13 protein-coding genes are annotated in these 17,280 nt (G+C 60.4%); 5 read left to right on the top strand and 8 right to left on the bottom strand.

Annotated features, from left to right (window positions below):
- Positions 1 to 49: 49 nt before the first annotated feature.
- The 3 genes from H6F58_RS05780 to H6F58_RS05770 form a co-directional block, all read right to left on the bottom strand.
- Positions 50 to 1,462 carry a class II fumarate hydratase gene (locus H6F58_RS05780; protein WP_060700858.1) on the bottom strand — a complete coding sequence of 471 codons (1,413 nt, stop codon included), beginning with the start codon at positions 1,460 to 1,462 and terminating at the stop codon, positions 50 to 52.
- Positions 1,463 to 1,593: 131 nt separating this feature from the next.
- The gene (locus H6F58_RS05775) at positions 1,594 to 2,223 is read right to left on the bottom strand and encodes a carbonic anhydrase (protein ID WP_146277825.1); all 630 of its coding nucleotides are present in this window, start codon (positions 2,221 to 2,223) and stop codon (positions 1,594 to 1,596) included.
- 68 nt (positions 2,224 to 2,291) lie between these two features.
- Complete coding sequence (locus H6F58_RS05770) at positions 2,292 to 2,936, bottom strand: DUF4245 domain-containing protein (protein WP_146277826.1); 645 nt, start codon at positions 2,934 to 2,936, stop codon at positions 2,292 to 2,294.
- A gap of 184 nt (positions 2,937 to 3,120) precedes the next feature.
- Here H6F58_RS05770 and glpX point away from each other — a divergent pair, with 184 nt between their 5' ends.
- Positions 3,121 to 4,155 (top strand): class II fructose-bisphosphatase, encoded by a 1,035-nt coding sequence (glpX, locus tag H6F58_RS05765; RefSeq protein WP_060703296.1) that lies wholly within the window; start codon positions 3,121 to 3,123, stop codon positions 4,153 to 4,155.
- 93 nt (positions 4,156 to 4,248) lie between these two features.
- Here glpX and manA read toward each other — a convergent pair whose 3' ends face one another.
- From manA to H6F58_RS05745, 4 genes are all read right to left on the bottom strand, one after another.
- Entirely contained in the window at positions 4,249 to 5,457 is a 1,209-nt protein-coding gene (gene manA, locus H6F58_RS05760) for a mannose-6-phosphate isomerase, class I (RefSeq protein ID WP_146277827.1), read from the bottom strand.
- 65 nt (positions 5,458 to 5,522) lie between these two features.
- The gene (locus H6F58_RS05755; RefSeq protein ID WP_146277828.1) at positions 5,523 to 7,157 is read right to left on the bottom strand and encodes an LCP family protein; all 1,635 of its coding nucleotides are present in this window, start codon (positions 7,155 to 7,157) and stop codon (positions 5,523 to 5,525) included.
- A gap of 18 nt (positions 7,158 to 7,175) precedes the next feature.
- Positions 7,176 to 7,706, bottom strand: coding sequence for a 5-(carboxyamino)imidazole ribonucleotide mutase (purE, locus tag H6F58_RS05750; protein ID WP_171918595.1), 531 nt, complete (start codon positions 7,704 to 7,706; stop codon positions 7,176 to 7,178).
- A 77-nt stretch (positions 7,707 to 7,783) separates the two neighbouring features.
- Positions 7,784 to 8,944: a 5-(carboxyamino)imidazole ribonucleotide synthase gene (locus tag H6F58_RS05745; RefSeq protein WP_146277830.1), complete on the bottom strand. Its 1,161-nt coding sequence runs from the start codon at positions 8,942 to 8,944 to the stop codon at positions 7,784 to 7,786.
- Between the two features lie 176 nt (positions 8,945 to 9,120).
- Between H6F58_RS05745 and H6F58_RS05740 the strand changes: the two genes are divergently transcribed.
- Positions 9,121 to 9,690, top strand: a complete 570-nt coding sequence (locus H6F58_RS05740) for a GtrA family protein (RefSeq protein ID WP_060700865.1) — start codon at positions 9,121 to 9,123, stop codon at positions 9,688 to 9,690.
- On the opposite strand, the gene H6F58_RS05735 is transcribed toward H6F58_RS05740, so the two are convergent.
- A complete protein-coding gene (locus H6F58_RS05735; RefSeq protein WP_146277831.1) occupies positions 9,687 to 10,415 on the bottom strand; it encodes a TIGR03089 family protein in 729 nt (242 codons plus the stop codon). The two genes, H6F58_RS05740 and H6F58_RS05735, sit on opposite strands and share 4 nt — an antisense overlap.
- Before the next feature lie 288 nt (positions 10,416 to 10,703).
- Here H6F58_RS05735 and H6F58_RS18305 point away from each other — a divergent pair, with 288 nt between their 5' ends.
- Genes H6F58_RS18305 through H6F58_RS18395 form a run of 3 tightly spaced genes read left to right on the top strand, consistent with a single transcriptional unit; the run spans position 10,704 to position 17,271 of the window.
- Positions 10,704 to 11,228: a WhiB family transcriptional regulator gene (locus H6F58_RS18305; protein ID WP_075972560.1), complete on the top strand. Its 525-nt coding sequence runs from the start codon at positions 10,704 to 10,706 to the stop codon at positions 11,226 to 11,228.
- A complete protein-coding gene (locus H6F58_RS05725; protein WP_195181296.1) occupies positions 11,174 to 14,704 on the top strand; it encodes a glycosyltransferase family 2 protein in 3,531 nt (1,176 codons plus the stop codon). Before H6F58_RS18305 ends, H6F58_RS05725 begins: the two co-directional genes overlap by 55 nt.
- On the top strand, positions 14,704 to 17,271 hold the full coding sequence (locus H6F58_RS18395) for a DUF5719 family protein (RefSeq protein ID WP_195181295.1): 2,568 nt from the start codon (positions 14,704 to 14,706) through the stop codon (positions 17,269 to 17,271). Before H6F58_RS05725 ends, H6F58_RS18395 begins: the two co-directional genes overlap by 1 nt.
- Positions 17,272 to 17,280: the final 9 nt, after the last annotated feature.

The following is a 17,280-nucleotide window of genomic DNA, read 5'->3' as shown; positions in this document are numbered from 1 at the left end:
CGATCATTGATCCGGATAGCAAGGGGTCGCCGCTTGCTCTATGAGAGCTCTAGTGCTTGCCCACCATGGTGGAGACATCAAGCAGTTCATCAAGCTGGGCTTCGGTGACTTCGCCGCGCTCGACGAATCCCAGCGCGATGGTGGCCTCGCGGACGGTCAGGCCTTCGGCGACGGCTTTCTTGGCAATCTTGGCCGCGTTCTCGTAGCCGATCAGCTTGTTCAACGGGGTGACGATGGACGGGGAGGCCTCGGCCAGGAAGCGGGCGCGTTCAACGTTGGCCTTGATTCCATCGATCATCTTCTCTGCCATCACGGTGGCGGTGTTGGCCAGCAACCGGATTGATTCAAGCAGGTTCGAGGCCATGACCGGGATGCCCACGTTCAATTCAAAGGCTCCATTGGTGCCTGCCCACGCAATGGCGGTGTCGTTGCCGATGACCTGGGCGGCAACCTGGATGGTCGCTTCGGAGATTACCGGGTTGACCTTGCCAGGCATGATCGACGAGCCTGGCTGCAGATCAGGGATGGAGATTTCGCCCAGGCCGGTGTTCGGGCCAGAGCCCATCCAACGCAAGTCGTTGGCGATTTTGATGAGCGATATGGCGATGGTCCGCAGGGCAGCCGATGCCTCGACAAGGCCATCGCGGTTGGCCTGGGCTTCAAAATGATTGCGTGCTTCGGTAATAGGCAGGCCGGTGTCCTCGCGAAGGAACTCGATCACCTTCTGCGGGAAGCCTTCAGGAGTATTGATGCCGGTGCCGACTGCGGTGCCGCCCAGCGGGACTTCGGCAACTCGTGGCAAGGCCGCCTCGACTCGCTCGATGCCGTAGCGCACCTGTGCTGCATAACCGCCGAACTCCTGTCCCAAGGTGACCGGGGTGGCGTCCATCAGGTGGGTGCGGCCGGACTTGACGACATCCTTGAATTCGGCCGATTTTGCTTCCAGAGCGGCGGCCAGCTGGCCCAAGGCAGGGACCAGGTCATTGATCAGGGCGCCGGTGGCAGCTACGTGGACCGAAGTCGGGAATACGTCATTGGAGGACTGCGAAGCGTTCACATGGTCATTGGGATGAACCTCGGTGGCGCTCTGTTTTGCCTTCAAGGCGCGGGTGGCCAATTCGGCAAGGACCTCATTGGTGTTCATATTCGAGCTGGTTCCCGAACCGGTCTGGAAGACGTCGATGGGGAAGTGCTCGTCGTACTTTCCGCTGGCCACCTCTTCGGCAGCATCGGTGATAGCTCCGGCGCGCTCGGCATCAAGCACACCCAATGCGAGGTTTGCCTGGGCCGCGGCCTTTTTCACCTGGGCGAGGGCCTTGATATGCGATGACTCCAGCGTTTTGCCTGAGATTGGAAAGTTCTCGACCGCACGCTGAGTTTGTGCGCGATACAAAGCCTGGGCCGGAACTCGGACTTCACCCATGGTGTCATGTTCAATGCGGAAATCGTCACTGTTAGTCATGCGCCCAGATTACGCCTCGAATGCAATGGAAGGACAGGACTCTGAAGCAAACATCACAACCGCTAGTGACGCTGCGCCGATACGGGAATAAAACCCACGGTGCAAGGCGGTTCCCGCAGTGCGGATGCTCCCTAGTCCAGGCCCAAGCTTGAGACGAGCTGCGCCCGGCCATCGTCGAGGTGGTAGGCCACGCCAGCTACGGCTGTGCGGCCCTCTTCGATAGCGTGCGCGATGATGGTGGACAGATCGACAAGGCGGTCCGTGGTTTGCTTTACGTGCTCAACGACCGTGCCGTTGACATCGGTGATGCCCTTGCGCTCGGCGGCCAGGACGGATGGAGTGATGTGCTCGACCAGATCCCGCACGAAGCCCTTGGGCATGTCCCCGGACTCCTTGACCTTGATGGCGCTCGTGACTGCGCCGCAAGAGTTGTGGCCCAGAATGACAATCAAAGGCACGTTGAGCTCGTCAACCGCGAACTCCAGAGAACCGAGGCTGGCCGGATCGATCACGTGGCCAGCAGTGCGGACCACGAACATGTCGCCCAGGCCGACGTCGAAGATGATTTCGGCTGCGAGCCGGGAATCCGAGCAACCGAAGATCACCGCAAACGGCTCTTGGCCTGAAATCAGCGACTGGCGCCGGGCACTGTCCTGATTAGGATGTTCGGTTTCTTCATTGACGAAACGCAGGTTACCGGCGCTAAGCTTCTCCCAAGCCTCTTTGGGGGACAAGGATTGAGTGGTTGATTCAGATCGCATAAGCCAAAGTCTACGGGAAGATGTTCGAATATCGAATATTTGCGGTCAGGGTGAAGTCACAAAACCGACTAGCTAAGCGTGGATTCTGCCAGCTCGGCCACATCCTCAAGCTGCTGCTGGGAAGTGTCCGTGGACAGGATCAGCGTTGACTCCTTGCGCTCCGAAATCAGATACGTGGTTTCGTCCTTGACCCGGACTTCCCATTCCCAGCCACCAATGGTCCTGGTGCCGGTCGGAACGGCGGTGTCGGTAGTCAAGGCGATCCACGTGGCGTTTGCTTCAGCGGCCTGGCGTACCCAGACAAAATCCTTGTTCTTGGTCACGATGCCAAATTCCCAGTAGGGGACACCCTGAGCGGTATTGGCCTGCCAGCGGGCAAAGTTGGCATACTGTCCATCGCCCAGGCTTGGCGCGAAGACGTCGAAACCTGCAATTTGTTCGGTTTGCTCCGCGGTCTGCTGCAAGTTAACCTTGCTCTCGAAGGCTTCATCTTTCGGAGCCGGGTTGAGCAATACCAGCGGAATAACAACAGCGAGGGTGAAGCCAACCGAAAGGACCATGCCCTTGAAGGTCTGGTTGGCACGCTTGGCCTGCTTCTCGGTGAGCTGCGGCTTGAACGGCAAGTCCTCAAAGGTCGCCTCAGGATCATTCAAATCGCGACGAGGCTCCGGTGCCGACTTTGCGGACTGATCCGACGGCTCGTTCACAGGCATGGTATTCCCACTGTTGTTCTCAAGTTGCACGTCTTCTATTCTCCCCGAAGATTCTGTGTAATTGGAACTAGCGTGCCCAACCCCACGTTGGGCTTCGAAAGCCCTGGCGACACGAACTGTCACTGCAAATTCTAAAGAGATAGAATGAATATGTTTGCATAGGCGCAATGACTACGACTCAGTGATGGGATCTTTCGTGACCGAAAAGAACAATTATGCCCACCTTTCCTCGCGACTGTCGGTAACCGACTCGGAGCCGGACCGCAACCTAGCACTGGAACTGGTGCGCGCTACTGAAGCTGCCGCCATCGCGTCCACGCCATGGGTTGGATTCGGTGACAAGAACGCGGCCGACGGCGCTGCAGTAGACGCTATGCGAGGTCTGCTCTCCACCGTGAACTTCAATGGCGTTGTTGTCATCGGTGAGGGTGAAAAAGATGAAGCCCCAATGCTCTTCAACGGCGAGCAAGTCGGCAACGGCACCGGTGCCGAATGCGACGTAGCTGTTGACCCGATCGACGGAACCCGCTTGACAGCCCTCGGCTTGAACAATGCGCTGTCGGTATTGGCAGTGGCTGACCGCGGATCCATGTTTGATCCTTCAGCTGTTTTCTACATGGAAAAGCTGGTCACCGGCCCAGAAGCCGCTGACCTTGTTGACCTGCGTTTGCCAGTGAAGCAGAACCTGCACTTGATCGCCAAGGCCAAGGGCAAGAAGCTCAGCCAGATCACCGTGACCATCTTGGACCGTCCGCGCCATGCCGGACTGATCGAGGAGATCCGTGCAGCTGGTGCTCGCACCAAGCTGATCATGGACGGCGACGTCGCCGGCGCCATCGCCGCAACTCGTGAAGGCACTGGCGTTGACGCGCTGATGGGTATCGGTGGCACGCCGGAGGGCATCGTGACCGCCTGCGCTATCAAGGCGCTGGGCGGTGTCATCCAGGGGCGCTTGTGGCCAACTGATGACGACGAAAAGCAGAAGGCACTGGACGCCGGCCACCAGCTGGACCGCGTATTGACCACCAACGATCTGGTGACTTCCGATAACTGCTACTTCGCAGCGACCGGCATCACCGATGGCGACCTGCTGCGCGGCGTACGTTACAAGGGCAACCGCATCAGCACGCAGTCGATCGTGATGCGCGCGAAGTCCGGAACCATCCGCTTCGTTGAAGGCGAGCACCACCAGGATAAGTGGGAAGCCTACACCCGCTAAATCCTTCTGGGATACGCCGATGGCCATGAACCTTTTCAAGGTTCATGGCCATCGGCGTATCGGAGCTAGATTCGGTCCAGCAAGGAGACTTCTTTAATCGATCTGTGCACTGGCGGCAAAGAGCTGGCCAGGTGCATTGCCCTGCAATGTCGCCGTCGCAGGCAGCTCGGCGGCGGTAATGAAGAGGGACTGTCCGCGCTTGATGCTTCGCTGGCCTTCCTGGGTTTTGACCAAGAACTCGCCCGCGGTGCACAAGACCACTCCAGCACCGTGCAGCTGAAGTTCGGAAGCCTGGCCTGCAGCCTGCGGATCGAGCACCTGCAGCTGGAACTCTTCGAAGTCCGGCTTGTACAGGCGGTCGTGCGAGTCCAGCGCGACCGGGGCAAGGATCGGCGCAGGGGAGGGCTGGCTGATGGTGACATCCAGAAGTTCGGGAACATCGATATGCTTGCTGGTCAACCCGCCTCGCAGAACGTTGTCCGAGTTGGCCATGACTTCGATGCCTAGCCCGCGCAAGTAGGCATGAACATTTCCAGCGCCCAGGCTGATGGCCTGGCCCGGTTCCAAGAACACCAGATTCAGCAGTAGTGCGACCAATACGCCTGGATCCGAAGGGTAGATCTTGTTGATCGACACCAGCTCGGCAAAGTGGGCGTTGGCCTTCAACTGATCCGAGGACTCAATGGCTGAGCAGATCAGCTCCACGGTTTGGGCAACAGGTTCCCCGGCGGTCAGCACATGGCTGAAAGCAGCGGCCAGTGGATCCTGCCCCTGCAATGAACGAATGATCGTCTCAATCTCGCCCAGCTTGTCTTCCGGGAGTCCGGCGGACAACAACTGCAGATCCTTGATGATTTGGCCAGGCTGGCGGAATCCGGATAACGCCACAAAATCAGTCAGTGCATAAAGCATCTCTGGCTTGTGATTGTCATCCCGATAGTTGCGGTCGGCCGCATCAAGGGTCTTGCCACTGGAGTTTTCCAGGGCAAAACGCTCCTGGGCCTGCTTGAGGGTCGGGTGCGTCTGGATCGACAGGGGCTGGGTCGCCGAGAGCACCTTGAACAGATAGGGCAGGCGGCCAAATCGCTGCGCAACAGTTGCCCCCAGTACTTGCTGCGGGTCTTGGGCGATGAAGTCATTCAGGGCAATGTCTTCATCAACCAGCCGGCTGGGGCATCCTGGGTGGGCGCCAAGCCACATCTCTGCCTGCGGGGAAATATCCGCAGGCAGATCCAGCAAATCAGAGATCTGGGAATCAGAACCCCAGTGGTAATCCCTCATCGCGTTTTTCAACTCGAACACGTTGTTTGACCATAGCCTTTCAAGAACAGTGATTGGGTTGCATTGCGGTCGGGGGGTCTAACCGTTTACGGAACAGAGCATTCGTCGTTGTTAGCGGCGATCTGTGAAATGCGGGTGTTGTATCCAGCCATTTCCAGCTGCACCAAGTACTCCTCGGTGATTGGACTTCCATCAGGCTGGGTGAATTCCTGATCTCCGCCGCCGGAAAGCTTGGGAGCGTTATTGATATCCGTGGTATCTGCGCTCTCTTCAGTGCTTTCTTCACTTTCCGAGCTCTTGGGGGACTCGGAAGCCTTGGAAGAATTTTCGCTCTTCTTAGAAGAATCGGACTTCTCAGTCTTCTTCTTCTCGCTCTCCGACTGCTTGGCAATCAGGGTGCGGATTCGCTCCTGGAGCTTGTCAAAGTCCGGGTACGTGGAGAAGGATCGCTCAAAGTCCGGTGCGCCCAAGGTCAGGCGTGCCATCGGCTGTGAAGAGACCTTCTCGGCCAAGGAGACGAAGGAGCCGAGCTGGCCGGCTGGAATGTTTGTCTCCACCAGCTGCTCGCCAGCGGACATGATGCTGGTGAAGTTCGTCAGAATGGTCTGCGGAGTGAATTGCTTGATGATGGCCTGCTGCAAGCACTGCTGGCGCTTGATGCGGTGGTAGTCGTCGGTGAAGTCGCGGGAGCGGGCAAACCACAGGGCATGCTTGCCATTGAAGGTTTGGGTGCCAGGGGCGAACCAGTGGGTGCGCACGGTGCTGTTGGGGTAGTACTTGCCGTTGTATGGAACCCAGCCGCCGGAATTGATGGTGACTCCGCCCAGGGCGTCGACAAACTGCTCAAATCCTGCCATGTCCACCATGACGTAGCCCTGCACGGGCAGTCCGGTAGTTCCTTCCAGGGCATCCATGGCCGCCTGCGCGCCTACATTCTTCACGGACGCCGGGAAAGCATCAGCATGCTCGTCAGCCGCGTTGCGGTAGATGGCATTGAAGATGCAATCGTTACCGCAGTTGTAGCCCTCGGGCCAGATCTTCTTCATTGGCGAGTCATCTGCAAAGCGCGCGCCTTGGAAGTTACGCGGCACCGAGATCAGCAGGGTCTTGCCGGTCTTGGCATCCACCGAAAGCAGTGCCACCGAGTCGGTGCGCACACCCTCTCGGTTGGATCCCGAGTCAGCGCCGAACACCGCGATGTTGTAACGGCCATCGATCGGGTCAAAAGCAGGCCCTTCATCGAAGACCGAGACAATGGTCTCGCGTCCGGTGTTCAACAAGGACGCACCGTAGATGAACACGCCACTGGTGGCGACCACCGCGGCCAGCGTGAAAACGGTGACGATGGCGCGCATGCCGGGAGCCAGCATGCCGGGCCGAATGATCACCAGGGTATTGATGAACATGATGAACCAGCCGACAGCCAAGCTGCCGAGCACGATGATCAGGAACAGCTGGAAGTTCGGGTGCGCTACCCAGCCGAGGATGACCGACCGGTTGATGAAGTAGATTGCCAGGATGCCAAGAATGGCGACCCAGCACAGCATCGTAATGGAGACCGCAAGCCTTCCGAGCTTCCGATTGCCGGCAACCAGCTGAGCGCTGCCCGGGAAGAAGATGGTCAGAAGAACCAAGATCAGCGCACGTTTGCTGCGTTGCGGAGCGCTAATTGTCTCCGGCTGGCGCAACGGACTCGGTGCGCGGTGACTGGCAGAACCCATGTACTTGTTTGACTTTCCCTAGGAAGCGAAATTCTCGTTGGCTACTTCATCGCGCAGTGCAGCGCCCTTGGCGTGGGCTGACTCGCGCAGTGAATCTGCGAACTGAAGCAACTTTACCTGCAACGACTGTGCAAGCTCATCCGTTCCCGCGGCTAGGGTGCGCACCGCGAGCAAGCCTGCGTTGCGTGCACCGCCAATGGAAACTGTTGCGACGGGGACTCCTGCTGGCATCTGGACGATGGACAACAGGGAATCCATTCCATCAAGCTTAGCCAGTGGAACTGGAACTCCGATGACAGGCAGCGGAGTAACAGCTGCGAGCATGCCGGGCAAGTGGGCCGCGCCGCCTGCTCCAGCAATGATCACGCGCAGCCCGCGCTCATGTGCCTTTTTGCCGTACTCGATCATCTCGGTTGGCATCCGGTGGGCGGAGACCACGTCGGCTTCGAATGGAATTCCGAACTCGGCCAGGGCCTGGGCGGCCAGGCGCATTACTGGCCAATCGGAATCCGAACCCATGACCAGGCCGACAAGAGGTGCTTCAGACATCAGATTTTTCCTTGGTTGTGTCATTGGGCAAGAGCCACTGCGCAGTTGCGCGCAGTGGCTCTTGCCGGAATATCAGGTTAGTTCTTGGCGTCGACGCCGTCGCGGATCAGCGCGGCAACTTTGTTTGCCTGCACGCGAAGTTCATCTACGGTTTGCCCGGCATTTGCCACCACGTTCACATGCCCGATCTTTCGGCCCGGGCGAACGGACTTGCCGTAGGCGTGCACCTTGACCTCGGGGGCCGCGGCCAGTGCAGCGCTGAATGCCGAGTAGAGGTCCTGGTTGGCGCCGCCGAGGTAGTTCTTCATGACGGTGACCCCCAGCTCGCGGGTGTCGCCCAGCGGAAGATCAAGGACGGCACGCAGGTGCTGCTCGAACTGGCTGGTGACCGAACCATTCATGGTCCAGTGCCCGGTATTGTGCGGGCGCATCGCCAATTCATTAATGACATAGCCGGCTCCCTGGCCGGGCGTCTCGAACAGCTCCGCGGCCATGACGCCGGTCACTCCGAATTCGTTGGCGATCCGCAGGGCCGCCTCGGCGGCGCTGCGTGCGGTGGCCTCGTCAAGGTCCTGGGCCGGGGCGATCACTTCGTCGCAGACCCCGTCAACCTGAATGGTGTGGACTACTGGCCAGGCTTTGGCTTCGCCGGAAGGGGTGCGCGCCACCAGGGCGGAGAGCTCACGGGAGAAGTCGACCTTGTCCTCGGCCAGCAATGGGCCGTTGGCAAACCAGTCGGCGGCGTCTTTGGCATCTTGGATGCTATCGAGCATGCGCACGCCCTTGCCGTCGTAGCCGCCCCTCGGGGTCTTGAGCACAATGGGCCAGCCGGTCTGTTCGCCGAAGCTGATCAGCTCCTCGACGTTCTCCACCTTGGCCCAGGCCGGGTTGGGAAGGCCCAAGCGTTCAATGGCCTCGCGCATCACCAGCTTGTCCTGGGCATGGATCAGTGCCGCGGGGCGAGGCTGGATATTGACACCCTCGTTGATCAGCGTGGTCAAAAATTCGTTGGGGACATGCTCGTGGTCAAAGGTGACTACGTCCTTGCCCCTGGCAAAAGCGCGCAGGGTATCGAGGTCCTTGTAGTCACCTACCGGTGCGTCAGGAACACTTCGGGCAGCCGAAACTTCAGGCCCTTCGGCCAGAATATGAAGTTCGAATCCTAGGTTCAGGGCCTCAGGGGCCATCATTCGGGCTAGCTGCCCGCCACCAATCACGCCAATTTTTGGAAAGCTCACGTTATCTAGGGTATCGAAAGCGCGGATCAGATTCGCATGCGAGATGTCTGATTACTCTCACAATTCGGACAATCCTCAGAAATTGGCGATAAAATAGCTAGATCGCGTGCTTCAAGTTGTACTTTGTGCGCCCTGTTACTGCTAGCCAGACGGGAATCTCATTCCCTGGAGGACCCTTGCTCGAACGCATCAAATCAAAAATTGCCGGACTCATCTCGCTGTTCTGGCGTGAAGTTGCGAAGTTCGGCGTCGTTGGTGGAGTCGCGTTCATCATTGACTCGGGCATCTATGTCTGGCTGCTGCATGGCTCAATGAGCGACTCGCAGGTCAAGGCAAAAATTATTGCCGGTGTCGTGGCAACCATTTTCTCGTGGGTGGCCAATCGCTATTGGACCTTCCGCCATCGCCGCCAGGCCAACGTGGTGCGCGAGCTGGTGATGTTCATCATCATGAATGCCATCGGCCTGGGCATTGCCGCAGCCTGTGTGTGGGTCACCAAATACTGGATGGGCCTGACCGACCCGACCTCGGTGTTCATCGCCGGTTCGGTGGTCGGTTTGATCCTGGGCACCATATTCCGCTTCTTCGCCTACCGGTTCTGGGTCTTTGGCAAGGAAATGGACCAGGAGGAAGAGTTCGCTCACGATCACGAACTTCTCGGACGGCCTAAAACCGATATCGGTGCGGCTGCGAATGGATCCACTGGTCCAACCGATACCGGTTCCACGCCGAAGGTCTTGCGCTAGCTGGCAGGTTCGTAGTCGAAGCTGATGCGTTCGCCTTCACGCAGGCGCTCAGTGACTTCCACGCCGTCTTCCACAAGAACCACTGCATCACCGGCCGCCCACTGGCTCACCAGATAGGGGAGGAGGGTCAGCAGCGGTTGCTGTGCGCGCACCAGAATGGTGCCCCGTGCTGGAACGGAACTCCCAAAAAGCTCATTGAGCGTCATAGCAGAACCGCCAGTGGCGGCCAGTGCCGTTGCGGAAGAAGCAACAGCTGACGGGTAGAACTGGTCGCCATAGGAACGCACTGAAGCATTAAAGTCCTCTGCGACGGGGCCGAGATCCGAGCCGAAGGACAGCGCGAGAGCTGCCGGGTTCACGGCGAGGATTTCACTGCTTGCGGGAATGCGTTCATCATTGGGTTCGGAGCTGATCCACAGCGCGGCATGAGCTGCGTCGCTGTGTTCGGCGTCAACGAGGGTAGCGCCATGGTGCAAAGCAGCCAAAGCGAGCACCACGGATTTCCAGTGCGGGGCGAGATCGATGACGACGGTGGACTCTTCGTCGAGGTCAAAAAGATCACTGAGCAAATTGGCGCTTTTAGCTACCCAATTGTCAAAAACTCGACCGGAGAGCTCGATGCGCTCACCGCTCAGTGAATGCCACGTCAGCCACGGCGAGGCCGAGGCCCGTCGCGGTGCAAGTAGATCCTCCACGAAAGTTCGTTGTGGTTGAATGCTGCTCATTGAACGTCCTTTGAAATTAGATACTGAGAATTCACCGAGAATTCAAGCAAGTGAAGACTCGCCCGTCTCATCTGCCTGTTTTGACGGCGTGTTGTGCCGAGAGTTTCCTGAGAAGTCTTCTTAGAATGACCTCCCCACTTGACTCTAGCGGAGTTACACGGATGTAATTAGAGTGTGAGTCCGGCAGGATCCATCACATTCTCTAGATTGATGGAATAAATGCTGCCGGATGGGTAGGGACCATAGATGGCCCAATCCACTCAAACCAATCGAAAGGTCAACATCACCATGGCGAATCTGGAGCAGGGGTACTCCGAATTTTCGACCTCGGCTGTTGCGTCCGCTCAGTACGGGCTCGAAGACGCACCGTCTGACTGGTTTGTCGACCCTCAAGCCGGTGAGTCCGCACGTGTTGCAGTAGCAGCCGATCTGGAGACCGCGGCCGACAACTATCTCAAAGAGCACGACGCGGAACTGGACGCTGAAGAAATTCCTTCAGTTGGTTCCTGGGCGCCGGAGCTCGATGAGGACGATGAAGTACGCGACACCATCAAGGCAGTATGGCTCGGTGTTGGCGGCGAAGTTGATGAAGGCGAACTGGGCTGGCAGGCCCGCGCGCTGTGCGCGCAAACTGACCCTGAAGCGTTTTTCCCTGAAAAGGGCGGCTCGACTCGCGACGCGAAACGTGTCTGCGGCGCATGTGTTGTCCGTTCTGAATGTCTAGAATATGCCTTGAGCAATGATGAGCGCTTCGGCATATGGGGAGGGCTCTCAGAGCGCGAACGTCGCCGTCTACGGAAACGAGCAATCTAATTCGTCCGCCAATTCACGTCACCGCCATCGTTGCTTCGCACGATGGCGCTGACTTTTTACCACGCACTTTAGCCGCGCTGCGCAACCAGTCCCGGCCTATTGAACGATTTGTCGGAGTCGATGCTTCTTCCTCCGATGCTTCCCTGGAGGTGCTCCAAGCCAATCTGCCTTCCAACGCAGCCCTGCTGGTAGCCGAGGAAGGGTCCTTGGGCCTGTCTCTGGAATTGGCTGTTTCACAACTGCCAGAAGCTCGGCAAGACCGTGACGAATGGCTTTGGATCATCCACGATGACTCCATGCCGGCGCCCGATGCACTTGAACACCTGACTCGTGCCGTTGAAGCATCCGAGTCCGTGTCCATCGCCGGATGCAAGTTGTTGGATATCGACAACCCCCGGCACCTGGCCGAAGTCGGCCTGAGCGTAGACCGCAAGGCCCAGCGGCTGACCATGATCGATACCGACGAAGTCGATCAAGGGCAGTACGACGGCCGCAGCGATTACTTTGCCGTTTCCTCGGCGGGCATGTTCATCCGGCGCGAAGTATTCGAGGACCTCGGCGGATTTGATCCTGCCATTCCGGGCCGTGGCGACGACGTGGATTTGTGCTGGCGAAACCGCCTGGCCGGGCACCGCGTAGTAGTGGTTCCGACAGCAAAAATGTACCACCAGGTCGAGGTTGTCGACTCCCTGGCTGGACCGCGCGAAGCGAAGCGTTCAGAAGTTTTCCAGCGCTTGAAGTTCGCCTCGCCGCTGGCATTGCCGTTCTTGTGGGTCGGTCTGCTCCTTGGAGGCATTGGCCACTTCTTGCTGGCCCTGCTCGCCAAGGATCCTGGCCATGGATTCAGCCACCTCGGTGCCGTCCTGCGTGGCCTGTTTACTCCAGGCAAGCTGGCGGCCTCGCGCCGCAATGTCGCACAGATTCGCCAGATTCCGCGCCGGCAGGTACGCAAGCTGATGACCTCGGCGGCCCAGGTTCGCGAATACCGCCGCAACCTGACTACCGGTCGCGACGACACTGAAGTCTATGGCGACGGCAGCGGCGCCGACGCCATGGTTGAGCCAAGCGGCGACAACTTCTCGGACTTCGTCCGCATCGCCCGCCCACCACGCACCACCGCGGTGCTCTCCTTGATCCTTGCCCTGTTGCTTTCGGCAGCTGCCTCGCTGATTGCCTGGCGCAATGTGCTCGGCGCTTCGGCCCTCTCCGGCGGCGCCTTGCGCCCGTTCTCGCAGAGCACAGAGGAAATCGGCGCCAATGCGCTGTCGTGGTGGCAAAGCATCTCCACCGGAGCGGGCGCGCCGCCAGATAATTCGGACGTGCTGTTCTGGCTCTTCTCGCTGGTCACGTTTGGCCACGCGAATCAAGCATCGCCCTACTTGTTCCTCGCCGCCATGCCGCTTGCCGCGCTGGCCGCCTGGTGGGGTATCGGCGCGGTGAGCCGCTCGCGCGCCGTGCGATTCTTCGCAGCACTTATTTGGGCGTTCCTTCCATCGCTGGGCTCCTCCTTGGCATCGGGCCGAATTGGCTCGGCCATGGTGCACATTCTCCTTCCGGTCTTTGTGCTCGCTGTCATGCGTTCCGTGAACGCACAGGTAGCCGTTGAAGGCGCGAAGCCCAAAACCCCCAAGCAGCAATCCGTATCCGCATGGACCGCATCAGCGTCTGCCGCTTTGCTGCTCTGGGCCATTTCCGCCGGCTCAATGGCATTCTTCCTGACCGCAACCGTGCTGGTCTACGCGCTGGCTCTCTCCTCGCTGCGCCGAGCTCGCAGCCTGTGGTGGATCCCGTTGCCTGCTGTGGTGTGGAACCTTCCTCTGCTGGTTGCCGCACTGGGCGACCCGCGCCTGTTGTTCACCGAGCCCGGTGCTGCGACAGCGTTTTCGCCTGCGTCGCCGTGGCAGATGCTGCTGGGCTTCCCGGAAGCATTTAACCCGGCGGTCGGCCTGGTGGGCTGGGACATCCTGCCAGCCGGTCCATGGGCACTCGTAGCAGCCCTGCTGGTCGGCGCCCCGGTCATTTTCATGGCCGTTTTTGGCACGCTGAGCACCGCATTCAGCGTCAATGCCGTCATGCGCCGGAACTCGCGGCGGCTGCTGTGGGGCGCCGTGATCGCTGTGGCCGCTGGATGGGCTGTTGGCTTCGTCCCGGTCACCATGGATTCGCACACTGCGGTCACCGCCTACACCGGTCCGTTTGTTTCCTTTGCGGTTTTCGCGTTGATCGCCGCCGCGGCGAACGCTTTGGCCGCATTGCGGCACGAGGACAAGCCGCGCGCTGTCCGCGCAGGCGCACCCCGCTTGGCCTTGGCCTTGACAGCTGCGCTCAGCGTGGTGGCCGTACTGGCCTCCGGCTCGGTGCTCCTGGCGACTCAGCTGAATCCAGCTGCCGCATCGGAATCCATGGCCAAGCTGGTGAACACCCAGCAGGTTGGCTCCTCGCAGCCGCGCACCTTGCCGGCTACAGCAGCGGACGCGGGCCGTTCGGAATTCCAGGAGCGCACCCTGGTGCTCAGTCCGCGGTCTTCCGGCGAAATCGATAGCCAGCTGGTCTCCGGCTCCGGTGAAACACTCGATAGCATCAGCCGGTATTCGCAGGTCAAGCAGCTTCGGGGAAGCATGCTGGATCCAGAACGCAACGAAAGCTCCATTACCGCATCGGTGCAGAGCAAGGCGGTAGCCATGCTGCTCTCCGAATCGGCACTCGATTCCCGCAAGTCCCTGCGTGAATTGGGCATCGGCTACATCGTGTTGAACGAAACCGGCGAATCGGTTCCAGCAACCGTACGCGCCCTTGACTCTGCTACCGGATTGGCCGCCGTGGGACAAACCGACAGCGGATGGCTCTGGCGTGTGGACTATGGAACCTCAGCCGGCGCCGAAGGCACCGGTTTTGCCCGCATCGTCGGCGAGGACGGCGCGGTCACCGTGCTGCCTGCCAGCCGCGGCAAGATCAGCAAGGTGCAGATCCCGGCTTCCGATTCGGAACGCACCCTGGTTCTGGCCACGGCAGCCGATCCGAAACTGCGGGCAAGCATCGACGGCGAGCAACTGCGCTCCGTGGCTTACCCGGAGGATTCGGAGACCCGCTGGGCACAGGCCTTCGAGATTCCAGCAGGCGGCGGCGAACTGTCGCTGTCGCACAAGGAAGCCATGGCAATGCCTTTCTTGATTCTGGCTTGCGTCGTCCTGCTGATTACCGTGTTGCTGGCCATTCCGGTGCCAAGCTCGCGGCGTTTCGCGAACTACCGCAATAGCGAGTACCGGTTCCGCGAACCCCGCGCAGAGGACGAAGCACTGGCTGACGCCTCTGAGGTTCTCGCCGCGGCCGAAGTGCACAGCCCCCCTGCGGCAACTGGCATGCTTCCACAGAGCCGACGCGAAGCCCGTGAACGGGCCAGCGGGATCCGAGACAACTTGACCCCGAAGCTCAACGACCGGATATCGGGCGATGACGCCGAGCAGGAGAAGAAGTAGTGAGCGACGAGAAGAACGTGAACTCAGCGGATTCTGCTGACAAGCCTGCCGAACAGGTACCCGCGCCAAAGCCAGCGGCCAGCTCCCAGGGCGCTGCAGGATCCGGGGAACAGGTATCCGCGGCGCTCTCGCGTGCCGAGCAAAAGGCCGCCAAGGCCAAAGCCAAGGTTGATGCCAAGCTCGAGAAAGCACGGGCCAAGGAAGCGCAGCTGCGTGCCAAGGCCGACGCCAAGAAAGCGGCCAGGGAACAGAAGTCCCTGGAAGCCGAGCAGGAATCGGCGGCCAAGGCCGAGGCAAAGGCCCAGAAGAAGAGCGCAACCCCAGCACCTGCCAAGCCTGGGGCCGCGCCAGCCCCGGCAGGTGAGCCAGCCACTGCTGGCTCGGCAAAAACCGGCCAGGCCGATCAGGGCAGCAAGGCCGAAGCCGAAGAGAAATCCGGGCCATCGGGCAACAGCCAGCCAAACGCCACCACGGCCGCGACCGGTGCGCCCGAGGCCAAACCGGAAGCAAAAGACCACTCGGCCCAGACAGCCCAGCAAAATTCTGCTGTCGCGCATCCGGCTCATAAGAGCACCGACCCAGCAGCACCAGCTGTGCCCGCGGCAGCTCACGAGCCCAAGGCCGCCCACAAGGCCGAGCCCGAACTGGCTGCCACGCCGGAGAAGCAAAAGCCGGCGGAAAGCAGCAAGGACGCGGCGGCAGACAGCCCGACTGCCAAAGCTGCCGAAGACGCTGGAACGGCAGCGGCTTCGCCATCGACGGAGGCTGCTTCGAAGGAACCTGCGCCGATAGCCAAGGAACCAGAAAACGCCAAGGCGGCCAAGCGCCGCCGCAAGCTGGAAAAGATTCGCGCCGCAGAGGCGGCTAAGGAAGAGCAGGCTCAACTAGCCCAGTCCACCGAAGCTGGCATTGCCAGCGAATCCGCAGCCGGCAGCGTGAACGCACGCCGCAAGAAGCTGGACAAGGCGCGAGCTGCTGCCAGCAAGGATGCTGCCACCGCATCCACCCGCAAGAAAACTGGTGCAGTGCTGTTGAGCCTGGCCGCTGTGCTTGCCGCCAGCGCCGCAGTGGGCGCAGGATCCCTGGTTGCCCCGAAGGCTGCTGAAAAGACCCTGCCGGCCGCGGTGACCAATCTGCCAGCCGGCGATGCCAGCAGCGTCTGCGCGCCCACCCCGAAATTGCTGAAGGGCGTTGACGGAACAGATCCGCAATTTGCCGCGGGCGGCAAGGAAATCTCCAGCAACCTGCGCAGCATCGCCGTCTCCGATTTGGCAAAGCGCATCCCGGGATCATCCTTCGCCAAACTCGATGGAACCTCGGAACGGCCGCTGACCGAGCGCATCGCAGAAGACCAGGCGCTTGAAGCCCGCGGATCGGATGATGATGGCCAGACCGGGCGCACCAGCAAGGTCTCGACGGTTAATGGCGTCGACGACGCCCAGGTGTACTCGCTGCAGCCGCTGGGCGGCCTGGCCTCTGAAGGCAGCGCCCTGCGCAGCTACCAGGCCAAGGACGGCGACCTGGCGGGCTTGGCGACGGGCACCTGCCAGGCGCCGGCATCAACCTGGAGGTTCACCGGACTGCAAACCAGCACCGGTTCCACCAGCGTGATGAACCTGGCCAATCCGACGCATACCACGGCCCAGGTTTCCTTGCGCCTGCGCGGGCCCGAAGGCCTGATCGACACCCCGACCCTGCAGAGCATCGTGTTGGCGCCAGGGGAGAGCCGCGCTCTCGTACTTGGCGGCTACGCCCAGGATATGGACTCGGTCTCTGCCGAGGTCACCAGCCTTGGCGGCAAGATCACCGCGTCGGTGCAGCAGGCTGCCCTGCGCGGGCTGACCCCATCGGGTGTCGATCTCGTGGCAGCCAACGCCTCGGCCTCGAACACCCAGGTGATTCCCGGTGTTTGGATTGACGAGAAATCGAATTCCGATGCGCTGAGCAAGGACGATGGCACTCTGGTTCCGCAGCTGCACGTCTCGGCCACAGGTTCCTCCGGTGCCGGATACAAGGTCAAGGTGCTCGGCAAGGACGGCGAAGTAGCTGCCAGCTTCGATGACAACCTTGCCGTATCCTCCAATGCCACCGGCGTGCAGAGCCTGAAGCAGCTGGCAAGCGGCTATTACACCATCGTGGTTGAATCGGATGCTCCGGTGACCGCAGCGGTGCGCATGGTCCGCGGCAGCGATCCGAAGGACTCCTCGGATACCGCATGGGCCGCCAGTTCCAACGTGCTGGCCGGAACCCAGGCCATGCCGCTCTCGGCCAATGGGACCGGAAAATTCGCTTTGGCCGCTGTTGATTCCGACTCCACCGTGGAAGCCACCGTGGTGGGCAAAAATGGCAAGCTCAACAAGGTCAAGAAGTTGGCGATCAACGCCGGCTCCAGCATCGTCTTCGACCCGAAAACCGTTGCGGATGACGCCCAGGCTGTGATTTTCTCAACCGACGCGAACACGTATATTGGACAGCTGACCCTGGGTTCTGAACGTTCTATTGCCTGGGCTGCCATGCCCCAGGCCAATGCCGGTCGCGACGGCATCGTGGTGAATATCGGCGGGTAGCCTCCCGCC

Origin of the sequence: Glutamicibacter sp. FBE19 (assembly GCF_015524875.1) — a bacterium.
Classification (GTDB): domain Bacteria; phylum Actinomycetota; class Actinomycetes; order Actinomycetales; family Micrococcaceae; genus Glutamicibacter; species Glutamicibacter halophytocola.
The sequence above is the reverse complement of the archived record's forward strand: the minus strand, read 5'-3'. Positions and strand labels throughout refer to the sequence as shown.